This is a genomic window from Providencia sp. PROV141 (genome assembly GCF_028481645.1).
GTDB lineage: Bacteria > Pseudomonadota > Gammaproteobacteria > Enterobacterales > Enterobacteriaceae > Providencia > Providencia rettgeri.
Map to the genome: position 1 here is coordinate 255,291 of NZ_JAMPPR010000014.1, position 23,883 is coordinate 279,173.

Genomic DNA, 23,883 nt, shown 5'->3' on the forward strand with positions numbered 1-23,883 from the left:
TCTAGAGACGAACTAGAAACAAAAAACCCACTTTTATTGTGGGTTTTTTTGTTATTTAAAAATACATTGCTATTTAAAACAAAATAACACCTTTAATTAATTCACGATTATTAATGACATCACTTTCATAAATATCACCAATGGTATTAAAGTCAAATTGATGCGTTAGCATCATCCCACTAGATAACTTACCTTCAGCCATTAACCTTGCAACTTTATTGAAATCTTCAGGAGTGGCATTTCGACTTCCCATCATTGTTGTCTCTTTCTTATGGAAATCAGGGTCTGGAAACGATAAATTACCTTTAAATAAACCAACAAATACAATTAAGCCACCATGACGAATTAAATTGACCGCAGTGTTCATTGCGTGTTGGTTCCCCGTTGCATCAATGACTTTTTCTGCAAGCATACCTGAAAAATGGCTTTCAATACTTGATAAGTAATTTTCAGCGGCTGGATCGCACGTTTTTAAGCCTAATACCTTTTCAACATGTTGACGACGTGCCTCACTGGTATCAGCCACTAATACGTTAGCACCATCCGCTTTAGCAATTGCAGCAACACCAAGCCCTATCGGCCCAGCCCCTGCGACTAAAACAGTATCTTGAGGTTTAACCTGCGCACGTCTAACGGCATGAGCACTGATTGAAAATGGTTCGATCAAGGCGCCATCAATATCTGTGACAGTGTCTTCAATCGCTAATACATTTTTCTCTGGCACATTTAAATACTCACAAAAACCTCCGTCCTCGTGAACGCCAATAACTGAAATTTTTTCACAACAATTTGTTTTGCCTTCCTTGCACGCACCACATTCGTAACATGCAACATAAGGCATCACCGCAACACGCTGCCCAACTTTCCACTGTGTAATATCAGGTGCAACCTCACAAATAGTTCCAGAAATTTCATGTCCTAATACCCGTGGATATTGAAAAAATGGCTGGTTTCCTCCCCATGCATGAATATCAGTTCCACATATTCCAACCGCATGAATTTTTATTTTTACATGCCCAATTTGAACTGTAGGTTCAGCAACTTGTTGGTAAACTAATTTTTTAGGTTCTTGGCATATCAATTGTTTCATATTTCCCTCCATCAATTTATCTGTCTTTTTTAATTTAAAAAACATAAACTAGATACTTAACAACCAAATTTTGTGATTAAATGTTTTTAAATCGGTTTTAAATCGGTCTTTAAAGAATAAAAATCAGACTAAGGAGTGCTTAAATGGTGAGGAGTAAAAATATACGCTATGGGTCAATTAATGAATTCTTAGACGCTATACATAAAAATTTATTAACATCCCCCTTCCCCTCACAATCTTCTTTAGCAGAGATGTTTAATATCAGTCGAACCACCGTGAGACATACCCTAGAATATTTATTAGAAAAGAAAATCATTGAAAAACAAGAGAATGAATATCATGTCATTCGCTACCCCAATAAAACTGATTTCTTTCCTGTTGAATCAAGTCTCCCTGATCAACAAATCGTCTTATTCGAAAAAGCGTTTTACCAAATGATTAAGCGCAAAGAATTGATGCCTGGAGATACTTTTACTGAATTACAACTAGCAAAAAAAAGTCATGTGAGTTCTAGTATTGTTCGGGAGTTCTTAGTGGAGTTTTCCCGCTATGGGTTAATTAAAAATACTCACCGAGGAAATTGGCATATGATGAAGTTTTCACGTGAATATGCAGAAAAACTATTTGAATTCAGGGGGTTACTAGAAACCAATGCATTGACTCATTTTTTAAATTTACCACCAGATGACCATCGTTGGATTTTAGCAAAAGAGCTATTACTCAAACATAGGACACTACGGGAAACCGTTACTATCAATTACCGCGACTTTTCCCAACTAGATTATGAACTACATAGTCTTATTTTATCAGGCGCCAATAACCCCTTTTTTAATCAGTCTCTTGAAATCATCACTGTGATATTTCACTTTCAATATCAATGGGATGAATCAGATTTAAAAGAAAGAAATGTACTGGCAATTGAAGAACATATGACCATTTTAAGTGCTTTGATTAGCCGTAATGATATTGTCGCGATGAATGAACTTAGACATCACTTAGATACCGTTAAACGAACTATGATTAATTCCATACAACAAACTTATGAATAAATTACATTGAGTTACAAGACCAATGGATGGCCAACGATGACTTATTCTTTGGCTCGATAATATGCACATCAGAAAAAATCTGAATTTTTTAGTAAAAAAAACAACTTAATTATAAAATCATTATTAATCAAAATTATGACAAATAAAAATATTACTATTTTTCATACAATTAAAGAACAAACTTACTAAATAGATTGAATCAATTAATAATTCATCTGTTTTTAACTGATAAAAAACAGAATAAAAACATCAAAAGCCATTCATTCCACAAAATTGATGCAATTAATAGTCCATAGAAAAAAATACTTCTAGTCTGAATCAACACCGGATGATTAATACACATAATAACTAGAGGAATGGTCATGGATTACTTAAATAGACAGTCAATGGCTAATAAGCAATACCCAGAGAGAATTTTGCAATTCGGAGAAGGCAATTTTTTACGTGCTTTTATCGACTGGATGATTGACCAACTGAATGAAAAAACAGATTTCAATAGTGGCATTACGCTTGTCAGGCCAATTGACTCATCTAATCCCTCAATTAATCAACAAAATGGACTCTATACTGCCATCACCAGGGGAATCAATGAACAAAAACAAAGCGTTTCGAATATAAGAATTATTAATTCGGTTAACCGTGAAATACTGATTTATTCTGAATATGATCAATTTTTAAAATGTGCAGAAAATCCTGAATTACAATGGGTCTTCTCTAACACTACAGAAGCAGGAATCGTATATAAGTACGACGTACGCTTAGAAGATACACCAGCAAGTAGTTTTCCAGCGAAACTTACTCAGTTTTTATTTCACCGCTTTCAACATTTTAATGGCGATAGTAGCAAAGGGTTGTTCATCATCCCCTGTGAGTTAATTGACTATAATGGCGATAAATTACAAGAGTTTGTAAATCAACATGCACATGACTGGCAACTCCCTGCAGATTTTATTGCTTGGCTAAATAGCAGTAATACGTTTTGTTCTACATTAGTCGATAGAATCGTTACTGGATACCCGAAAAATGAAATTGAGAAACTGGAAAAAGAATTAGGTTATAAAGACGATTTTCTCGTCACTGCTGAATATTTCTATTTATTTGTCATTCAAGGGCCAAAAATACTAGAGCAGAAGCTAAAACTGAATGAATTACCATTAAATATCAAAGTAGTCGATGACATAAAGCCCTACAAAGAACGTAAAGTTGCAATCTTAAATGGTGCGCACACCGCGATGGTTCCTGTTGCTTACTTGGCAGGGATCAGAACTGTTCGTGATGTCACTAGCAACCCAATCTTTTTAGCTTTCATTAAAGATTTAATTGATAATGAAGTTATTCCTGTTTTATCTCAAAACCCTTCGGAGCTCGCAGCTTTTGCCTCCGCAGTTATTGACCGCTTTAATAACCCATATATAGAACATGAATTAATTTCAATTTCACTAAACTCGTTAACTAAATTTAAAACTCGCCTATTACCTCAATTAATATCTTATGTTAGGCAATACAATAAAATTCCTTATTGCATTTCATTTTCACTTGCTGCACTTATTGTTTTCTATCGAGGAAAACAGGCCGAACAACTCATTCCTTTAAATGATGATGACCATTTACTTGAACGCTTTAAAGCTTGGCATGAACTCTATGACTCAAATGTAAAACAACTTACTGAAAATGTGCTAGCAATGTCTGATTTATGGGGATTAAACCTCAACGAAATACCGCAATTACAAGATGATGTGAGCCAGAAAATCACTGAAATTCTGAGTAGCGGTACAGAATCAATGCTACGCAAAAAATACGTTGGCTAGAAAAAGAAAATAAATACTTAAAATAATAAATCCCCCTACAGGAGATACCTTTATGAAACTGAGCACATTAAACGGAAAAAAACTTCTTAGCTTAACACTCAGCACAATGCTATTAATGGGCAGCATGACAAATGCCGCATTTGCAGATGCTAAATATAAGTTAAAAGTCGCTTATGAAAATAACCCTGGTGAGCCTTTTGACTTAGCTATTCACGAATGGGCAAAAAAATTCAATGAAAAAACTCATGGTGAAGGTGAATTAATTCCTTATCCAAGCTCACAATTAGGCTCCAAAAAAGATGTCATCGAACAAATGAAGTTAGGTAGCCCACTAATTACCTTAGCAGATGGTGCATTCTTTTCTGATTATGTGCCTGATTACGGCATTATGTTTGGGCCGTATTTAGGGCTATCTTATAAAGATATTTTTAAATTAAATGCCTCACCTTGGTATGGTTCCTTAGAACAACAGTTAGATAAAAAAGGCCTTCACATGGTTTCTAAAGATTGGTTATATGGTTCACGCCATATCTTAGCCAATAAAATGATCCAAACCCCAGATGACCTAAAAGGTTTAAAAATTCGCGTCCCCAATAATAAAATTCAAATTAAAGGTTTAGAGGCAATGGGTGCCACACCAACACCATTACCTTTAGCAGAAGTTTATACTGCACTTAATCTTAAAATTATTGATGGCGCAGAAAACCCAATTCCTGTGCTATATGGGCAAAAACACCATGAAGCGGCCAAATTCTTGATTTTAACGGGTCATGTAGAGAACGTAACCAACCTAGTCATGGGCAGCAAAACCTACGCTAAATTACCTGAAGATATTCAACAAGCTTTAGTTGAATCAGGAAATGAAGCAGGCCAATTCTTAACAGATTTAGTCTTACAACAAGAAAAAGAAATCATTGAGAAAATGAAAAATGAAGGCGTTACTGTTGTTGAAGTAGATAGAACACTCTTCAAAGAAAAATCTAAACCTTTCTATAATGAGTTCCCTGAATGGTCTGCGAACTTATATCAACAAACTCAAGATATTATTAATAATTAACCCTATTACTTGGCGGTTAACACCGCCAATATTTTTACAAAACAAACGGTTAAATATTATTCTCGCAAGGATCTTTTATGTTTAAATTTCTGGGGAAATTAAGTGATATAGTAGCTTCTCTTGCCGTTGCCGCTATTGTCATTATTACCATTCTTGCTGTATTCATGCGTTGGCTTCTTAATGACCCTTTAATGTGGAGTGAGGAAGTTTTAATCATTTGCTACATTTGGTTGGTGATGATTGGCGCAGCATCTGCGGCAGGCAAAAGAATGCATGTCAGTATTGATGCAATTACCTCTTTATTTCCTGAAAAAGTACAATTAGCTATTGCGGTCGTTACTCATATTATGGCCATTATTGCTTTATCAATTTTTGGTTATCTTGGATATGAACTCTCTATTATCGCAGAAGACAAAATAACACCAATAATTGGTGTCTCTTATTATTATATCGACCTTTCTGTACCCATTGGCGCATCCATCATGGTGTTATTTTCTATCCAACATTTACTGGAAGACATGAGTAAATTAATAAAAGGAGATAAACCATGTCAGTAATTATCGCCTGTATCGTATTAATATTCTGCTTTTTAATTAATGTTCCCATCTTTTTAAGTGTACTGATTGCATTACTCACCTACTTTTTCTCTGCGGGTGACATTTCTCCCCTCATTGCAGTACAACGCATTATTGGGGCTGGGGAAAATGTGACGTTACTTGCTATCCCTTTCTTCATTTTGTTAGGTAACCTTTTGAATTACACTGGTATTACCAGACGAATGTTGAAATTTACTGGCACTCTGTCTGGCCACTATCCAGGAGGACTTGCCCAATCTAACGTATTATTAAGTACAATGATGGGCGGGCTTTCTGCATCTAACCTCGCTGACTGTGCAATGCTATCTAAAATGTTAGTGCCAGAAATGACAAAATTAGGCTATGGAAAAAGCTTCTCTGCCGCTGTCACTGCCGCAGGATCATTAATAACGCCTATAATTCCACCGGGTATTGCATTAATCATCTATGGATTTGTCGCTGATGTCTCTATTGGTAAGATGTTTATGGCTGCAATCATTCCTGGATTAATGTGCTGCGTTGCTTTAATGGTTGCAATTTATCTGATTGCAAAAAAACGTGGATATAAGCCAGCTAGAGATAAAGCACCTACATTTGCTGAGGTTTACCAAACAGGTAAAGGAGCGATGTCTGCTTTCCTATTAGTTCTTGTCATTATTGGCGGAATTCGCTTTGGTATTTTTACACCAACAGAAGCTGGTGCTATTGCTGTACTTTACGTTATTGTAATTGGTACCTTCTTTTATCGTGAAATGAAGTTAAAAGACATTGCTGCCTCATTTTTAGAAACAGCCCGTTCAACAGCAAGTATCATGCTCATTATTATGACTTGTTCCGCATTAGCATGGGTATTGACGAACGAGCAAGTGGCGCAAGATGTTGCCAGAATGATGACCAATTTTTCTGATAACCCATATGTCTTCTTAATGATTGTCAATGCGGTGTTGTTAATCTTAGGTATGTTTATTGAAGGAAATGCCGCAATTATTGTCCTTGTTCCATTATTAATGCCTACAGTAAAATTATTAGGAATTGACCCTATCCATTTTGGCATTGTCATGATCCTTAATTTAGCTATCGGCTGCTTAACACCGCCAATGGGAACTGTCATGTTTGTAGCTACATCGATTACTGGTGTCCGTATTTCTGATTTTATTCGTGAAGTTATGCCCTTATTCTTTGCATTAATTATCGTTTTACTCTTAGTCACTTTTATGCCTGTATTTACGACTTTCCTACCAAGCTTATAAGATAAATGTATATTTCAATGGCAAATCATTTCCTATGATTTGCCATTTTATTATCAACTTATTTTTTATAAATTAAATTTTATTTAATTCCATAAGTTAATATTACTTAAATTTATGATTAAGTTAATTGATCTTTACCCTTGTCATAATAACACTTACCACAAGAAACATTCAAATAGACAAACCGCCAACCACCAACAAATACACTTATTACGAGTTATTCTGAAATAATCAAAAAAATAATATTACATTAAATTCATACATATAAAAAACACACCAATCTCATTATTTATTTTTTTAATTTTGAATTTGAAAAAAATATATTTTATATCTAGCATAAAACAAGACAGCTAATTTACATTCAGCTGTTAATCAAAGTTATATAACTTTATCTTACTTTGACCTTATGGGGTTAATTATGCCTAGATATATACTACCTCTGTCTTTACTTTCTTTATCTGTTATATCAGGCTCAGCACTTGCAATAACGAATAGTGCTGGGGGAATTATTTCAATTTCTGGAGCAATAAGCGATACAACCTGTACCATTAATGGCGGAAATAGTGCCGATATGACTGTTGTTCTTGACCCAATAACCGTAACAGATGCAGGGATAACTGCCGCAACGGTTATTTCTAAAAATCAAAAACAATTTTCTTTAACTTTCTCAGATTGTGCGCCCGCAAGCGTCCCAGTCAGTAATCTGAAATTACATTTTTATTCATCAAGTAACATTTCGCCTTCCGGTTTGTATTTAGTGAATACTTCCGTGAATGAAAATGATGCTTCCGTTGCCAAAAACGTCGGGTTTAGTTTATCTAAAACCAGTACTCCAACCACTGCAATTCCACTCAATGTAGCTTTTGATACTAACCTTACAGGGGCTGACACTGGTGGCGCAACAGGAGCTACTCTTAATTTAATAGCCAGTTATTATAAAACTAATACAACTGCTGCCAAAGTCGGTCTTTTGCAATCAAACGTAATATATACAGTTTCCTATTTATAATTATGACTTAGCCAGGCTTTTATTAGCCTGGCTTTAAATGGATGCTATTATGAAAACTCTAGTTTTATTACTCACTATTTTATTTTCGAGCACAACATTTTCTAATGTTATTATTACAGGCACTCGAATTATATATCCTGCTGACGCTGATAGTATTGCTGTACAATTAACTAATAACAGCAAAACATCTTCTCTTGTTCAGTCATGGATTGATAACGGTGATGAAAATTCCACGCCTGAGAATTCTGAAGCGCCTTTTTATTTATCCCCTCCTATTGTTAAAATTGAAGGTTTACAAGGTCAGCAACTAAAAATTAAAAAAATACCCGGAAAACTTCCTGAAAATATTGAAAGTGTATTTTTCTTAAATGTTTTAGACATTCCTAAAACGCCAGAATCTGCTAAAGGCAAAAATGCAATTCAACTAGCCACACGTTCAAGAATTAAAATTTTTTATCGTCCTATTGGGCTAACTGCCCCCCCCGATGAGGTTATTAATAATGCAAGCTACCAGATTAAAAATAATAAAATATTAGTTAAAAATAACTCGCAATACCATTTAACTATTGCAGCTATCACACCATCTGACGATAAAAATAATTCATTAACTGATTCTGCGATGATTGCCCCTATGTCTGAAAAAGAATTCCCTATTAAAGGAATAATAAAAAACCACGACATGATTGTAATGTATGTGGATGACTATGGTGTTTTCAAATCTAAAAATATTAAACTTTAATAGAAGAAATCATCGTGAAAAAAGAAAATTATCTCTATCTCCTAATCTTAATAGGACTGCAAAGTTATCAAAAGAACTCAATAGCGGACGAGTTTGAGACTTCCCTATTGGTTGGCAAATCTGCGCAAGGAGATATTTCACGATTCTATACTGACAATAACATTCCATCAGGTAAACAATTAGCCGATCTTTATGTCAATAATAATTGGAAAGGTCAGTTTGAAATTGATGTCAATAATGATGGCAAACTGATTAGCCTTGCTGCTGCTGATGTACAGAGATTAAACCTGAATTTATCTGCTGAGGTGATTGAGCAAACCAAACAACAGCCACTTATTCCTATAGATGATTTAGTACCCAATATAAAATATAAATTTAATATCAACGACTTGAGGCTCGATATTATCGTCCCTCAAGTCGCTCTGAAGCAACTCGAAGCTAACTATGTTGACCCCAGTCTCTGGAATTATGGCGAGCCTGCAATTATTTTTTCTTATAATACAAATTATTATAGTTACAAAGAGAAAAAAAACTCAAAAACCAGCAGTGACAATTTTTATGCGACCTTAAATTCAGGCATTAATTTGGGCGCCTGGCAATTTAGAGATGAATCCAGCTATCGACATAGCTCTCATAGTAGCCAAAAATGGAAAAACAGTACCCGTTATGTTTACCGCCCCCTTAGTGCAATCAAATCCGGGTTGAAATTAGGTGATTTTTATACGCCAGCAGCCCTATTTAATAGTATTCGAGTTCGAGGCATTGCATTAGCAACAGAAGCTAGTATGTTGCCAAATTCAAGTCAAAATTTTGTCCCCATTATACGCGGTGTCGCTCAAACAAATGCCTTAGTCAGCGTGTACCAAAATAATAATCTAGTTTATCAAGAGAGCGTTCCCCCTGGTGAATTTGCATTTAATGACCTTCAACCTAGTGCTGGTGGTGGTGACTTATTTGTCGTTATTCAAGAAGCTGATGGAAGGCAAGAAACCTTTACTGTGCCCTATTCTGCTGTACCTGATATGCTCAAACAAGGTGTCTACAATTACAATTTTATTGTTGGTCAAACTAAAATCGATAGTACCCATTACCAACCCAAATTTACTCAAGGCGAGTTTCACTATGGTTTAAATAATTTAGTGACGCTTTATGCAGGAATGTTATTTAGCGAAAAATACTATTCCGGCGTTATTGGGAGTGGTTGGAATTTTAGTTTTGGGGCCATTTCAGCTGATATCACGCAAGCAAATACTAAATTAGATTCAGGCGATCATAGAGGTCAAAGCTATCGCTTGACTTATAACAAATATATTAACACAACGTCGACCAATTTAACCTTGGCGTCATATCGTTATTCGACTAGTGGTTACTATAGTTTTATTGATGCCATTTATTCTCAAGACAATTATCGCGCTTGGAAAGCTTATCAAGACCAGCTATCCGAAAAACTCGGCAATAATATTCCACCTGAACTTTCACTCACTAATTATGACGCCTTACGCGGTTCACGTGCTAAAAATACATTTACATTGAATTTAAACCAACAATTAGCTGATGGTTATGGTTCGGTATTCATCTCGGGGACACACCGTGATTATTGGAATACAAACGGTAATAGCCGTGAATATCAAGCTGGCTATGCCAACAACTATAACGATATTTCCTATAGTGTGTCTGTTTCACGTGTTCGGAATTACGACAGCGAAGAAGAAACACGTATCTATGCCAATTTTAGTGTTCCTTTTTCTTTATTTGAAAAACGCGCCAATATTAGTATGGGAAGTTATTTCACTGACTCTCGTTACCAACAAACTACGCTAAGTGTCAGTGGTATTGCAGGTAAAAATGACCAAGTCAATTATACGCTAACTGCAACAAATCAAAGCGGTGGGAATAACTTAGTGGGTGGCAACGCCAGCTATCAGCTCCCCTCTAGCACGCTTTCAGGATCTTACACCGAAGCCAATAATTACCGCCAAACTGGTTTAGGCGCCAGAGGGACTCTAGTTGCTATCCCTGGACATATTGTTTTTTCAGGGGAAACAGGGCAAACCTATACCATCATTGACGCACCAATGGCCAGTAACATGATGGTCAACGCCGATAAAACCACCTTAACCAACCAACAAGGTGTTGTTTTAGTTGCCAATTCCACACCATATAGAACCAATACCTATACCTTAACAGATACAGAAAAAACCGCAGGTGCAGAGGTGCTCGGTAATATGGCCAATGTAAGTCCATATCAAGGAGCGGTGAATTACATCAAACTCGAAACCGATACACGACAAACTTATCTCATCCGAGGCGTGCTTGCTAATGGCGATAGCTTACCTTTTGGTACAGAAATCACAAATGCTAAACAGCAAAGTGTTGGTTATGTCGGTCAATCTGGCGTGATGTATATCAAAAGTGAGCAATTACCGATGGCATTGCACATAAAGCTTAAAGGGAAACAAACATGTGTTATTGAGCCACTACTCAATACGATGGATAAAAACAAAAACCTCTGTCGATAAAGGTAAATATGATGAAAAAAGTCACTTTAGCACTGATGCTTTCCAGTATATTGGCTTATAGTCAGTATTCCTCCGCACATTGTAGACAAACATCTACGGTGACGGCTCCCGCTATTGCTTTTGATTTATCGACCGAACTTACCAGTACATCGACTCAAGTTAGTAAAAATAGCAGAACCATCTACCCTGGAACTTTTACCTGTACTGCAAGAGGGCTGCTTTTCCCTAACTCTATCGGTATTGCATCCCCTTTCCAAGGCAGAACAGCCACTATTGGTTTTAATGGTGGAAAGCAGTTTGTCTCAATTACAGTCACTGCATTAGAAAAAGATAGGGTTGTCGGCCTTACGGAAGGTATACATCAAGGTAGTGAGCTCGATACAAATTTTACCGTTCAATTTAATTTGCTCACAACCAAACCCGGAACCAACTATGTCGAAGTATCAGGAAGTACCGCCACAATTACCCCTATTGTACTCGCCTCTGATGCATCCAGCTTGGGAATTCTACAGTGGTTATTAGATATTGTAGTCAAATTAGTCACTTTTCTGTTAACGCTACAATGGCCAACCAGTGCCGATGATATCTACTTACAACCAATGACCTTAACTTATAATCCCATTCTCACTACCTGTAATTTTGTTAACCAAGGTTTAGTCGTTGCACTACCCCCAGTAAGTATCAATGTGGTGAAAACTGTAACCAGAGCAGGCTACACGCCATTTACACTTAATTTTACCTGCCAAGATTTTTTAGCAGGTGGTAATGCTTCTCGTGATGTATCTATTTTTTTATCCAGTAGCAACCTGCTCTCAAATGATAAAACAACATTGAATAATACCATTAGTCAAGGTGCTAAGGGTGTTGGCTTCCGATTAGTTAGCGCAAGTAATCTCAATACACCATTAGTACTTTCGGATAGCGTGGCAGATAAAAGTGGGGCAACAAATATTTTTACTGTTCTCAAGGGAAATCCGATTTCCCCTTCTTTTTCAGTAAATTTAGGTGCCTATTACCATGCATACAACCCAAGTAGTGTTATTCAAGGACAAGTCTCAAGTACTGCAACCGTGGTGATGTCATACAATTAGAAAGGAAAATATTATGACCGGAATAATTAAAATCACAGGGTTCGCTACGTTACTATTTTTTAGCGTCCAAACAAGTGCGAGCCTTGTTTTACAAGGAACACGAATTATTTTTCCTAGCGATAAAAAGGCCGTCGGAATTCAACTTACTAATTACAGTGAACAAGCCACATTGACTCAAAGCTGGGTGGATGAAGGTAACCTCGATTCAACACCAGAAACGACGAACGCGCCATTTATTGTGACCCCCCCCATGACTAAAATCGCGGCAAATGACGGAGTTCAATTACGAATACGCTTTATTGGCGACAAACTCCCTACGAATAAAGAGTCTGTATTTTATTTAAATGTATTAGACATTGCGCCAAAGCCAAAACAAATAAATAGTGCAAATTTGCTACAATTTGCCATTCAAACACGGATTAAAGTTTTTTATCGACCAATTGCGCTTATAAATAAACCCGATGATTCAATCAATAACATTCAATTCCATTTAGCTAAAGATGGTATTATCGTCAACAACCCGACCCCTTATTTTTTAAGTATTGCCAATATTTATCTAGCTAATAATGAAAGCCGTTCTATTACAAAAAGTTCGATGATTGCGCCATTTTCATCACAAATCTTCCCTTCAACCGCCACAATTAATCATGGGGAAAATATAACAATGATTTATATTGACGATACAGGGAAACAAATTCAGTACCAAACCAAGCTATAAAAATAGGTATAAACCCTTTTATAGCTTGGTTGATAAATACTAGGATTGAGCTACAACTTTAGGGCGGATAAACACGGCAGGAACAGCAAGAAGCGCCATTAAATAGAAAACTACACCATGATGAGCAGGCACTCGTTCATAAATATACCCCACAATAATAGTCAGTACGGCTAACCCACCACCGGTTGCGAGGGCAGAGTAAACACCTTGTAATGGGATAATTTCATTTTCTTTTCTTGCGCTGATAAAGCGCATTGCCGCTAGATGGCAAATCGTAAAAGTCCCACTGTGAAGAATTTGCACTACAATTAACACAGGTAATGCAGTAAACGCCCCCATCAGCCCCCAACGGATAATTCCACAAAATGCGGATAGCAGCAGTAAATTACGCGCACTCCAACGCCGGAACAAACGGTGACTTAACATAAATACAATGACTTCAGCAACCACACCCAGCGACCATAAATTACCGATCACTAAATCTGAATAACCCGCCTCTTTCCAAAATAGGGAAGCAAAACCATAATAAGCTGCATGGGCCCCTTGTAATAAGGTCACACAAATTAAAAACCTAACGACGTTTTTATCGGCAATCAACTGTTTAAAAGTGACTTTATTGCCACCTTCAATTTTCGCCGCTCCCATTGGCATAATTGCCGGTTTCAGCATTGCGCCGAGTAATAATGCTAAACAGCTTACTATCAACGCCACCATGATGGCTTTATTACCCCAAACACCTGCTAAATAACCCATCAATGAGGAGCCAATAATAAAAGCTATCGAACCCCAGACGCGAATTTTGCCATAATCAAAGGTAAATTGTTTTTGCCATGTCCCCGCCAGTGAATCTCCCAGCGGGACCATTGGTGCAAAAAATAAGTTAAAGCCTATCATTACAAATAGCAACCATGCCCAATGAGAGCCCAAAGCAAAACCAACAGAGAAAATGAGTGAAAGCCCTGCAAGTAAACGTAGTGCAGTAATCAGTTTCGAGGGCTCTTTAACTAAAGGAGTAATGAACATCGCGCCAAGGAAACGGGCTGCTAACCCTACCCCTAACAAAACACCAATCATTTCTGCATCAATTCCCTCACCTTGTAGCCAAACTGACCAAAATGGTAAGAAAATACTGTAAGCAAAAAAGTAGGTAAAATAATCAATGGCTAGCCAACGCGTTGATGGAATGACCATCATCCCTCCGTTTTTTCAATGCAAAAAACCCGCTCATACATGCATGTAGAAGCGGGTTTTAATCACGAATTGTCGTTTAAATTATGCGTAAACTGGGTATTTCTTGCAAATTGCTAATACTTTTTGTTTTACGCTCTCAATGGTCGCTTCGTCATTGAGGTTGTCTAGGATATCACACATCCAGCCCGCTAGCTCACTCGCTTCTGCTTCTTTAAAGCCACGGCGTGTAATTGCAGGAGAACCGATACGTACACCTGACGTTACGAATGGGCTCTTAGGATCGTTAGGTACGCTGTTTTTGTTAACCGTGATATTTGCACGGCCTAGTGCAGCATCGGCATCTTTACCTGTGATGTCTTTGTCTACTAAATCTACTAAGAACAAATGGTTTTCCGTTCCGCCAGATACGACTTTATAGCCACGTTTTTGGAAAACGTCGACCATTGCTTTGGCATTTTTAGCCACTTGTTGTTGGTAAACTTTGAATTCTGGTTCCATCGCTTCTTTCAGAGCAACCGCTTTACCTGCAATCACATGCATTAAAGGGCCACCTTGAGAACCAGGGAATACGGCTGAATTGATTTTTTTGTATAACTCTTCGTCACCACCTTTAGCTAAAATTAATCCACCACGTGGACCTGCTAAAGTTTTATGTGTTGTTGTCGTCACAACGTGTGCGTGAGGAACTGGGTTTGGATAAACACCGGCAGCAATCAAACCTGCAACGTGAGCCATATCCACAAACAAATAAGCGCCAATGCCATCTGCGATTTCACGCATTTTTGCCCAATCAACCACACCTGAATACGCAGAAAAACCACCGATAATCATTTTTGGTTTATGTTTTTCAGCTTGTGCTTTGATATCATCGTAATCAATTTTACCGCTTTCATCGATACCATAAGGCACGATGTTATACAGTTTACCTGAGAAGTTAACTGGTGAACCGTGAGTTAAGTGACCACCATGTGCAAGGTTCATCCCCAGAACAGTATCACCTGGCTGTAATAACGCCATGTAAACAGCAGCGTTAGCTTGTGAACCTGAGTGCGGTTGCACGTTCGCATAGTCAGCACCAAAGAGTTCTTTCGCACGGTCAATCGCTAATTGTTCTACCACATCAACATACTCACAACCGCCATAGTAGCGTTTGCCTGGGTAGCCTTCTGCATATTTATTGGTTAGCTGAGAACCTTGAGCCTGCATGACTCGTGGACTGGTATAGTTTTCAGAAGCAATTAATTCAATGTGTTCTTCTTGACGTTGTACTTCTTGCTCCATTGCTTCCCATAATTTTGGATCGTAGTCAGCAATATTCATTTCACGCTTTAACATTCGCTTCTCCTGCCTCAGCAATTCAATAGGTTGAAAATCGATTCATCGCAATGACACACAGTGTAAACTCTTTTTCTCTCTTGAGATAGCCCTAAAGAAAAAATATACGCAAACGATTGCATTAATTTTTTTCACTTCATTTGCTTCTGAAGGCTCCACTATAAAATAGCTTAAATTTTAATTTTTAACGTAGAAACATCCAGATTTGCTAGCCCCTTCTCATTATGTGCCTAATTCCGACATATTTTCCCAGTTTGAGTCTTTACATAAAACCTTAAATATTATAAGTTGTATTTAAAATGCATGTTTATAAATAAACTTTATGTCTCTCAAAAAAGAGTGATTTATTGGGATGAAATAAACTTATCCCAATGATGCAAAAGGATATGTTTGTACAAAACTAAAAACTGACGCCTTACGCTCACTACGATGAGAACATGAAAATAATTCAGGAGCACCTGTATGCTAGATAGCCAAACCATCGCCATTGTTAAATCAACCATTCCTGCCATTGCTGAAACAGGGCCAAAACTAACCGCACATTTTTATGATCGGATGTTTAAACAACACCCTGAACTAAAAGATATTTTTAACATGACTCACCAAATGAACGGCGACCAACGTGAAGCGCTGTTCAATGCTATTTGTGCTTATGCGGTAAATATTGAAACCCCTGAAGCACTGATTTCAGCGGTTGAAAAAATTGCCCAAAAACACGTTAGTTTAAATATCAAACCTGAGCATTACCCTATTGTTGGGGAAAATTTACTGGCGGCTATCGATGAGCTACTTAGTCCAGGCCAAGAAGTGCTTGATGCTTGGGGAAGAGCTTACGGGGTCTTAGCTGATATCTTTATTGGTCGTGAAGCAGTCATTTACCAAGAGAATGCAGATAAAATTGGAGGCTGGGAGGGTTTACGTGAATTTAAATTGAAACAAAAACAACCACAAAGCGATGTAATCACCAGTTTTGAATTCATACCTGTCGATGGGAAACCCGTCGCAGATTACCGTCCAGGCCAATATATCACTATTTATGTCAACAATCAGGGATTTGAAAACCAAGAAATCCGCCAATACTCACTAACGACCGCGCCTAATGGCCGTAGCTACCGTATTGCAGTAAAACGTGAAGAACAAGGCTCCGTTTCTAATTTCTTACATCAACAATTAAATGAAGGTGATAGTGTACTGCTCGCCCCACCATGTGGTGATTTCTTCATTGATGTTGATGACCAGACACCTGTTACCTTGATCTCTGCAGGCGTTGGTTTAACCCCAATGCTGAGTATGTTAAATCATCTAACAGAACAAGGTCACAATGCACAAGTTAATTGGTTCCATGCCGCTGAAAATGGTGCTGTTCATGCCTTTAGGCACGAAATTCAACAACTATTAGCAAAACAACAAACCAGCCAATCTGCGATTTGGTTTAATCAACCAAGAGAGGAAGATCGTCTCGGGTTTGATTACCAATATGAAGGTTTAATGAATTTAGAATTGGTACGTGAATGGATTGAACAACCGAACATGCAATTCTATTTCTGTGGCCCTGTTGGTTTTATGCAGCACGTAGGCAAACAGCTAATTGCAATGGGTGTCGATGCCGATGCTATTCACTATGAATGTTTTGGACCACACAAAGTATTGCCCCTCAATTAATGGATAAAAAATGCTCTTCTGTTTAGAAGAGCATTCTCTGAAACATGTTAACTGAAGAAAATGGTTTAAATGGTTAAGTGTTTGCCATTTTTCTAAGTTTAGCGGTAACGGACTCGCATAATAAATACGCAATTCTAATCCCATTCCTGTGTATTTTCCGTTACCGCATTTTCACATAACGTAATTTATTAAATCGCTTCTTCATCTTGCTCGCCGGTCCGAATACGGATCACTCGAGCTACATCATAAACAAAGATCTTCCCATCACCAATTTTGCCCGTTTGTGCCGTTTGCATAATGGTTTCGACACAGTTTTCAACAATATCATCAGGGACAACAATTTCAATTTTTACCTTAGGTAAAAAATCAACCATATACTCTGCACCACGGTAAAGCTCGGTATGCCCTTTTTGACGTCCAAAGCCTTTCACTTCAGTTACCGTCATTCCGGTAATACCCACTTCTGCCAATGCTTCACGAACATCATCAAGTTTGAATGGCTTTATAATTGCATCAATTTTTTTCATAAATAATTCCTGTTATGACCAGTTTTTACGGCCAAAACCTGAGGTGATCGGATAGCGGCGATCTTTACCGAAATTACGCATCGTAATACGTGGCCCAACAGGAGCCTGACGGCGTTTATATTCATTAATATCAACAAGACGTACAACTTTACGCACTACGTCTTTATCAAAACCAAGTTTGATTAAATCATTAACTGACAAGTCTTTTTCCACATAGCCTTCCAATAATGCGTCTAACACATCATAAGGCGGCAAACTGTCTTGATCTAATTGCCCTGGAGCAAGTTCTGCTGACGGTGGTCTATCAATCACACGTTGAGGAATTGCTGGAGATAATGTATTACGATATTTAGCTAACTCAAAGACGAGAGTTTTCGGTACATCTTTTAATACGTCAAAGCCACCCGCCATATCGCCATATAATGTTGAATAACCAACAGCAGATTCACTTTTATTACTGGTCGTCAACACTAAGCGACGACGTTTATTTGACATTGCCATTAAAATAACCGCTCGGCAACGCGCTTGTAAGTTTTCCTCAGTGGTATCAACCGCGGTTCCTTCAAACATCGGGGTTAACTGGGCCATAAAGGCATCAAACATCGGTTCGATGGATACGATATCGAATTCAACCCCAAGCAAATCAGCTTGCTCTTTAGCGTCGTGAATACTCATTTCAGAAGTATAGCGGAATGGCATCATGACAGCTTGTACATGCTCTTTCCCTATAGCATCAACGGCAATGGCCACCGTTAGCCCTGAGTCAATACCACCTGATAGCCCTAAGATTGCACCATTAAAACCATTTTTATTGATATAATCACGAGTTGACATAACTAAAGCTTGGTATACCTGAGCAACTGGGTCATTCTCAATAAATACGCTACCTTCGCTCACCAATGCAAGTTCATCAAATTGTACTGTGATCACCTGCTCTTTAAATTCTGCCAATTTAAAGATTTGTTTACCTTTATTCGCAATGACTTTTGAGCCACCATCAAACACCAATTCATCTTGCCCCCCCACTTGGTTGAGATACACAATTGGCATATGAGTGCGTTTGCAATGTTCGACTAATAAGTCGGTTCGAATATGCTCTTTATGAATATCATAAGGAGATGCATTGATGGTTAATAATATTTCAGCACCCACCCCTTTGACTGCATCTACTGGCTCGTCATACCAAATGTCTTCACAAATTAATAAACCGAGTTGATAACCTTTAAATTCAACAACGCAGGATTTTTCATCTGCAGTGAAATAACGGGGTTCATCAAACACACCATAATTTGGCAACTCTTGTTTAAAATAGCGAGCGTGCAATTTACCTTGATAGAAAAAGGACAGCGCATTATAGATATCATCCCCTTCATACCATGGATGACCAACAATAATCGCCGTTTCTTGGCTAGCTTTTTGCAAACGGTCAAGTTGTACTAAACAGCGGTCCTCGAAATCAGCTCGGAAAATTAAATCTTCTGGTGGATACCCTGTCAAAGACAGTTCTGAAAACATGACAATATCTGTGTTTGGTGCTTGTTCACTCACAACTTGCAGCATGCGATCGCAGTTGCCTTCGATATCACCGACTAACCAATTAAGTTGTGCTAGTGAAATATTAAGCTTACGGCTCATAAGGTGTTTTTTCTCCCGGAGCGTGAATATGAATTGCCTTATTCCACATAATGTAATCGATAACAACCATGTGGTAAATAATACTTATTTATTCTTTAAAATCATTAGCTTCTAAATCATGACGACCAAGTAATTTATAAAATTCTGTACGGTTTCGTCCTGCCATTCGGGCAGCTTGAGTAACATTTCCTTTCGTCATTTGTAATAACTTACGTAAATAATTCAATTCGAACTGATTGCGAGCTTCAACAAATGTTGGTAGCGCCGTATTTTCACCTTGAAGTGCTTGGCTGACCAGTGCTTCGCTTATAACAGGAGAAGTCGTTAATGCAACACACTGTTCGATAACATTCACTAATTGACGGACATTGCCCGGCCAGCTCGCTGTTATTAAGCATTTCATTGCATCACTGGAAAAACTACGTACAAAAGGTTTATGACGTGATGCAGCTTCACGCAATAGATGATTAGCTAATAATGGAATATCTTCTGAACGTTCATTTAACGCAGGAATACGCAAGTTAACCACATTCAAACGATAGTAAAGGTCCTCACGAAACTCATTTTTTTCCATTGCTTTTGGTAGGTTACGGTGAGTTGCAGACAGAATACGTACGTCAATATCTAAATCACGGTTGCTACCTAAAGGACGAACTTTGCGCTCTTGCAATACCCGCAGTAATTTAACCTGCAATGGCATTGGCATATCACCAATTTCATCTAAAAATAACGTTCCACCACTGGCAGCAAAGAATAACCCTTCGCGATTACTGACTGCGCCAGTAAAGGCGCCTTTTGCATGCCCAAATAGTTCAGACTCTAATAATTGTTCAGGTAGTGCACCACAGTTAATGGCAATAAACGGCTTACGTGCCCTAGGGCTAGCTTTATGAATCGCCTGCGCTAAAACCTCTTTACCAGTACCACTTTGCCCGTTAATCAATACGCTAACATCAGATTGTGCCACCATATGCGCTTGTTCTAACAGGCGTATCATTAAGGGGCTACGTGTGACAATACCTGAGCTCCATTCTTCATCACTCATGGGTGTTGAAGAAAGTGCGAGTGCTTCATCAATCGCTTTATATAATGCGTCTTTGTCGACTGGCTTAGTTAAAAAACTAAATACGCCTCGTTGTGTTGCCGCGACGGCATCAGGAATCGAGCCATGAGCTGTTAATATAATGACAGGCATGTTTGGATGGGCTTTTTGTATCTCATCGAAAAGCGCCATGCCATCCATTTCATCCATACGTAAATCACTGATGACTAAATCTAATTTTTCTTTTTGTAAGATTTTTAGTGCTTCAGGACCACTTTCTGCTGTAGTGACTTTAAAACCCTCACTACTCAAACGCATACCTAACAGTTTCAGAAGACTTGGGTCATCATCCACGAGTAATAAATTTGCTGACTTACGATTCGTCATTTTTGTTCATTCTCCGATGAGTTTTGCTCTACTGGAGAAGATACACTGCTATCAGGCTTTGGCTCTTCAGAGGAAATAGGTTTATCTCCTTCAACCCCATTTTCCACCTCTTTTTCAGTTTCGTTCGTGCTCTTTTTGCGAGATGAAAGTTGACGTTCAATATCCGTTAAGTTTTCAAGCTTACGGGAGGTCGTATTCAGTTCGAAAGCCAATTTAGCATTATCTTCTTTCAAGCGGTCGAGCTTTGTATCCATTTCTTGTTGTAGGCGTTTATAGCGAACACCCGCGTCAGACAAGTTGATAATTTGGACTTGTTGCTCACGCCATAATTGTAATAATGGCCGTACTGCTGTTGGAAAATTCAAACTGTACGTATTGATGCTATCAAGCATTTTGCGGCGCTCAGCAATAGACGGGTCAGCAGAATTCAACAATATATTTTGTTGAAATGCACTCGACCAGTTTGTTACCTCGATTTTACCTGCTTCATCACGTGCTTGACTGGTTTCAGTGCGATCGGCACAGTCCATCATTCGCAACCAAAATAGCGCGTTTTCCCGTGCAGTAGGTTGGTCATTATTCCAGATCGTTTCACATGATGTATACCGGTAGTCCGTAACTTTTACCTCAGGCACAACGACTTGTGCTAGAGTTTCGAGCGGTGACTGACCATTTTTAGCGACACATCCACTTAAGATTAGGGAAAATAAGACCGCCCCAAAATTGAGCCCTGTACGTCTCATCACATAAGGTACTCTTTGACTATGTTTACTTAACGATGCATTACGGTAAAGTACCGCCCAAACACCTGTAGACCGATTTACCATTATTCATTCTCTGCGGTTAGAGGCAGTTCAATTCTAAAACAGACATCTGCTGATTTAGTGGGAACAAGAGAAAGCTCGCCCCCCATTTGTTTAATACAATCTTGCGCAATACTCAGCCCTAGCCCACTTCCTTTAACAGCACCTTTTCTTTGCAATGAACCTTGATAGAAAGGTTCAAAAATCATGCTTTGCTCAGATTCAGGAATTGGCGTACCCGTATTCGCAACTTCAATTAGCAGTTTATTGCCTGTTTGGCGACTAGAGATCCAAATATTACCTGATTCGCCACCATAGTGCACCGCATTGGAATAGATATTATCAATAACTCTCCCAAGAAGTGAGGGTTCAGCTAAACAGCTATCCACTTTTAAACGCACTTCTGTTTTGATGTTTTTAGCCCGTGCGGGTAAGTTATGCGCTTTGACAATATCGTCAATGAGTTTTTGTAAATCAACAATCTGTGCTTCCGGTGGGGTATCTACGAGCTTACGGTTATAGTCAAGTAATTGCTCAATAAGTTGCTGAAGATGCTTACTGCTGTGATCCAAAATTTCTACAACTTCTTTTTGAGACACCGTTAATGGCCCGGCTACCTCATCAGCAAGTAACTCCGTTCCTTCACGCATACTTGCAAGAGGCGTTTTTAATTCGTGCGAAATATGACGAAGAAATTCATGACGTTGTGATTCAAGCCATGCTAATCGCTCACTTAACCATATAATACGCTGCGCGATTGTCCGTAGCTCCCTAGGACCTTTGAAGCGCTCAATATTATTGGCTATCGTGCGTCCAGTTCCAAGACGGTTAATCATTCGTTCGATAGCTTTAACTGGGCCAATAATCATCCTAGTGAATAATGCCACTAGCAAAGCGCTTAATAAGAATAAAATTAAGCTCTGCCAGCCAAATAATTGACCTTTATTCGCAATTGCTTTTTGTAGCTGTTCTCCACGGCTAAAAATCACATCTCGAGTTTCTTGCACTAATGAGGCATTTTCGGCAGAAAACTGTTCTAAGGCTAGTGTGTTTTTTTCTGTTGGCTCATTATTTTCACAAGTGACTGTTTTAAGTACATCCAAAGTGTTAGCCAATGCGGAGGTGTCTGACGAAGTGGGTAAGATTGTTTTTTGACGCTCGAACATTTGCTGGTAATCTGCAAACTGTTTCTGATATTGCGTTTGCAAGGTGGCATCTTGTAAAACACAGTATTGCCGATAGCTTCGCTCCATCTCTAAGGCGAGACTACTCATGACCTCACTACGCCGTGCGTCAAGCAGCGTGGTTTTATTGATATTGGCAGCTTGGTTACTGAGTTGCTCCAGGCTTTGATACGCCTGGTAAGCGAGTACTAATAAAGGAAGTAGTACAAGCCAAAATGCCATCACAACGAGTTGGCGCAAGGAGCGCGGGAAAAAACGCCATTTACTCAATACATTCATCTCATACCCATTAAACGTATTGCAATGGTAGCAGAACTCTTTGTCATGCGAAAAGCACAATCCAAATTATGTGTCCCATAGCGTTAAAATCAGACTAAGTGTAACAATCAAAAAGCAATGAACGTGCCAAGTTAATTGGTAAAAAATGATAATTTTCAGATAGGTATATTCATCACTCCGGATGTTCCTTTTTCGCATAAACGAAAGCATAAAAGAATCGATAGGTCTTACTAAATGAATTCTTTCGGCTTTTCTTTAGTTTTTTCTTTAAAAATAAAACACTTAGCTATGTCCTAAATAATTCGAATTGCAGCTAGGCGCCAAGTGAAGATATCTCTAGTAGCATACAAAAGTATGTGACTAGAGTGGCTGAACGCACGAAGTATGACGGGCATTATGGTGGGCATAAAATAGGAAGGCGGGATAAAGGACTTACCTTTACCCCGCCAGCGATAACAACGACTCTGATGGTTACTGCTTTTATATAATTATGTCTTTACATTAAAGATAATTATATAGGTGGTGCCTCACTCCACGTGTCGCCCTGTGTTTGATAAGGCCCGTAGGCGAATATCTGTGCTGTTGGACGGTAGGCACCTTACTTTGGCGTCATTCTTGGTTTATGTGGTATGTACCCAACTAATTTTGGACCTACATAAGAAGTTGAATGAGCAACTGAGTATTATTATGCACATGCCGTGCCAACTTTTCAAGTCACTCTTTAACTAATTGAAAAATAATATTATTTATTTTTTACTGTCTATTCATTGATTCTGGATACACTAAAACGGCTTATCTCTTTCTCCATATTGTCGCTAATTTAAGACACCCTTAACATCAAATTTATAAATCTATATTTATCAATAAGATAAATGTCTCCTTTTGACGACACTCTAAAGTGGCGTCTGTCGCCAATTTTAGACATACGCATTT

General features: G+C 38.3%; 19 protein-coding genes. 11 read left to right on the forward strand and 8 right to left on the reverse strand.

The annotated features are described in order from the left end of the window. Positions 1-73 precede the first annotated feature (73 nt). The gene (locus tag PSF09_RS09835; protein ID WP_210838795.1) at positions 74-1,102 is read right to left on the reverse strand and encodes a zinc-binding alcohol dehydrogenase family protein; all 1,029 of its coding nucleotides are present in this window, start codon (positions 1,100-1,102) and stop codon (positions 74-76) included. 131 nt (positions 1,103-1,233) lie between these two features. On the opposite strand from PSF09_RS09835, the gene PSF09_RS09840 reads away from it, so the two are divergent. The 10 genes from PSF09_RS09840 (at position 1,234) to PSF09_RS09885 (ending at position 12,905) form a co-directional block, all read left to right on the forward strand. Further along, positions 1,234-2,139 carry a GntR family transcriptional regulator gene (locus PSF09_RS09840; protein WP_272683832.1) on the forward strand — a complete coding sequence of 302 codons (906 nt, stop codon included), beginning with the start codon at positions 1,234-1,236 and terminating at the stop codon, positions 2,137-2,139. Between the two features lie 362 nt (positions 2,140-2,501). Then, positions 2,502-3,947: a tagaturonate reductase gene (locus PSF09_RS09845; protein WP_272683833.1), complete on the forward strand. Its 1,446-nt coding sequence runs from the start codon at positions 2,502-2,504 to the stop codon at positions 3,945-3,947. A gap of 52 nt (positions 3,948-3,999) precedes the next feature. Continuing rightward, positions 4,000-5,004 carry a C4-dicarboxylate TRAP transporter substrate-binding protein gene (locus tag PSF09_RS09850; RefSeq protein WP_272683834.1) on the forward strand — a complete coding sequence of 335 codons (1,005 nt, stop codon included), beginning with the start codon at positions 4,000-4,002 and terminating at the stop codon, positions 5,002-5,004. Between the two features lie 77 nt (positions 5,005-5,081). Continuing rightward, positions 5,082-5,561 (forward strand): TRAP transporter small permease, encoded by a 480-nt coding sequence (locus tag PSF09_RS09855; RefSeq protein ID WP_210838802.1) that lies wholly within the window; start codon positions 5,082-5,084, stop codon positions 5,559-5,561. Further along, complete coding sequence (locus PSF09_RS09860; protein ID WP_109911474.1) at positions 5,552-6,829, forward strand: TRAP transporter large permease; 1,278 nt, start codon at positions 5,552-5,554, stop codon at positions 6,827-6,829. The genes PSF09_RS09855 and PSF09_RS09860 overlap by 10 nt, the downstream gene beginning before the upstream one ends. A 418-nt stretch (positions 6,830-7,247) precedes the next feature. After that, positions 7,248-7,838, forward strand: coding sequence for a fimbrial protein (locus PSF09_RS09865; RefSeq protein ID WP_272683835.1), 591 nt, complete (start codon positions 7,248-7,250; stop codon positions 7,836-7,838). Positions 7,839-7,887: 49 nt separating this feature from the next. Further along, on the forward strand, positions 7,888-8,577 hold the full coding sequence (locus PSF09_RS09870) for a fimbrial biogenesis chaperone (RefSeq protein WP_210840367.1): 690 nt from the start codon (positions 7,888-7,890) through the stop codon (positions 8,575-8,577). A 14-nt stretch (positions 8,578-8,591) separates the two neighbouring features. Next, a complete protein-coding gene (locus PSF09_RS09875; RefSeq protein WP_272683836.1) occupies positions 8,592-11,096 on the forward strand; it encodes a fimbria/pilus outer membrane usher protein in 2,505 nt (834 codons plus the stop codon). An 11-nt stretch (positions 11,097-11,107) separates the two neighbouring features. After that, positions 11,108-12,187: a fimbrial protein gene (locus tag PSF09_RS09880; RefSeq protein WP_336298617.1), complete on the forward strand. Its 1,080-nt coding sequence runs from the start codon at positions 11,108-11,110 to the stop codon at positions 12,185-12,187. Positions 12,188-12,200: 13 nt separating this feature from the next. Continuing rightward, a complete protein-coding gene (locus PSF09_RS09885; protein WP_272665904.1) occupies positions 12,201-12,905 on the forward strand; it encodes a fimbrial biogenesis chaperone in 705 nt (234 codons plus the stop codon). A gap of 39 nt (positions 12,906-12,944) precedes the next feature. Here the strand turns inward: PSF09_RS09885 and PSF09_RS09890 are convergent, their stop codons facing one another. Together PSF09_RS09890 and glyA are read right to left on the reverse strand one after the other, a co-directional pair. Then, positions 12,945-14,096: a 3-phenylpropionate MFS transporter gene (locus tag PSF09_RS09890; protein ID WP_115166964.1), complete on the reverse strand. Its 1,152-nt coding sequence runs from the start codon at positions 14,094-14,096 to the stop codon at positions 12,945-12,947. A gap of 81 nt (positions 14,097-14,177) precedes the next feature. Then, positions 14,178-15,431, reverse strand: coding sequence for a serine hydroxymethyltransferase (gene glyA / locus PSF09_RS09895; RefSeq protein WP_004912718.1), 1,254 nt, complete (start codon positions 15,429-15,431; stop codon positions 14,178-14,180). 462 nt (positions 15,432-15,893) lie between these two features. On the opposite strand from glyA, the gene hmpA reads away from it, so the two are divergent. Further along, positions 15,894-17,093, forward strand: a complete 1,200-nt coding sequence (hmpA, locus tag PSF09_RS09900) for an NO-inducible flavohemoprotein (RefSeq protein ID WP_210840039.1) — start codon at positions 15,894-15,896, stop codon at positions 17,091-17,093. A gap of 188 nt (positions 17,094-17,281) precedes the next feature. On the opposite strand, the gene glnB is transcribed toward hmpA, so the two are convergent. The 5 genes from glnB to PSF09_RS09925 form a co-directional block, all read right to left on the reverse strand. Further along, complete coding sequence (gene glnB, locus PSF09_RS09905) at positions 17,282-17,620, reverse strand: nitrogen regulatory protein P-II (RefSeq protein ID WP_004912721.1); 339 nt, start codon at positions 17,618-17,620, stop codon at positions 17,282-17,284. Between the two features lie 12 nt (positions 17,621-17,632). Continuing rightward, positions 17,633-19,255, reverse strand: a complete 1,623-nt coding sequence (locus PSF09_RS09910) for an NAD+ synthase (protein ID WP_272683837.1) — start codon at positions 19,253-19,255, stop codon at positions 17,633-17,635. An 88-nt stretch (positions 19,256-19,343) separates the two neighbouring features. Next, complete coding sequence (gene glrR, locus PSF09_RS09915; RefSeq protein WP_210840041.1) at positions 19,344-20,684, reverse strand: two-component system response regulator GlrR; 1,341 nt, start codon at positions 20,682-20,684, stop codon at positions 19,344-19,346. After that, positions 20,681-21,511 (reverse strand): two-component system QseEF-associated lipoprotein QseG, encoded by an 831-nt coding sequence (gene qseG / locus PSF09_RS09920; protein WP_210840042.1) that lies wholly within the window; start codon positions 21,509-21,511, stop codon positions 20,681-20,683. The genes glrR and qseG overlap by 4 nt, the downstream gene beginning before the upstream one ends. After that, the gene (locus PSF09_RS09925; RefSeq protein ID WP_210840043.1) at positions 21,511-22,950 is read right to left on the reverse strand and encodes a sensor histidine kinase; all 1,440 of its coding nucleotides are present in this window, start codon (positions 22,948-22,950) and stop codon (positions 21,511-21,513) included. The genes qseG and PSF09_RS09925 overlap by 1 nt, the downstream gene beginning before the upstream one ends. Between the last annotated feature and the right edge of the window lie 933 nt (positions 22,951-23,883).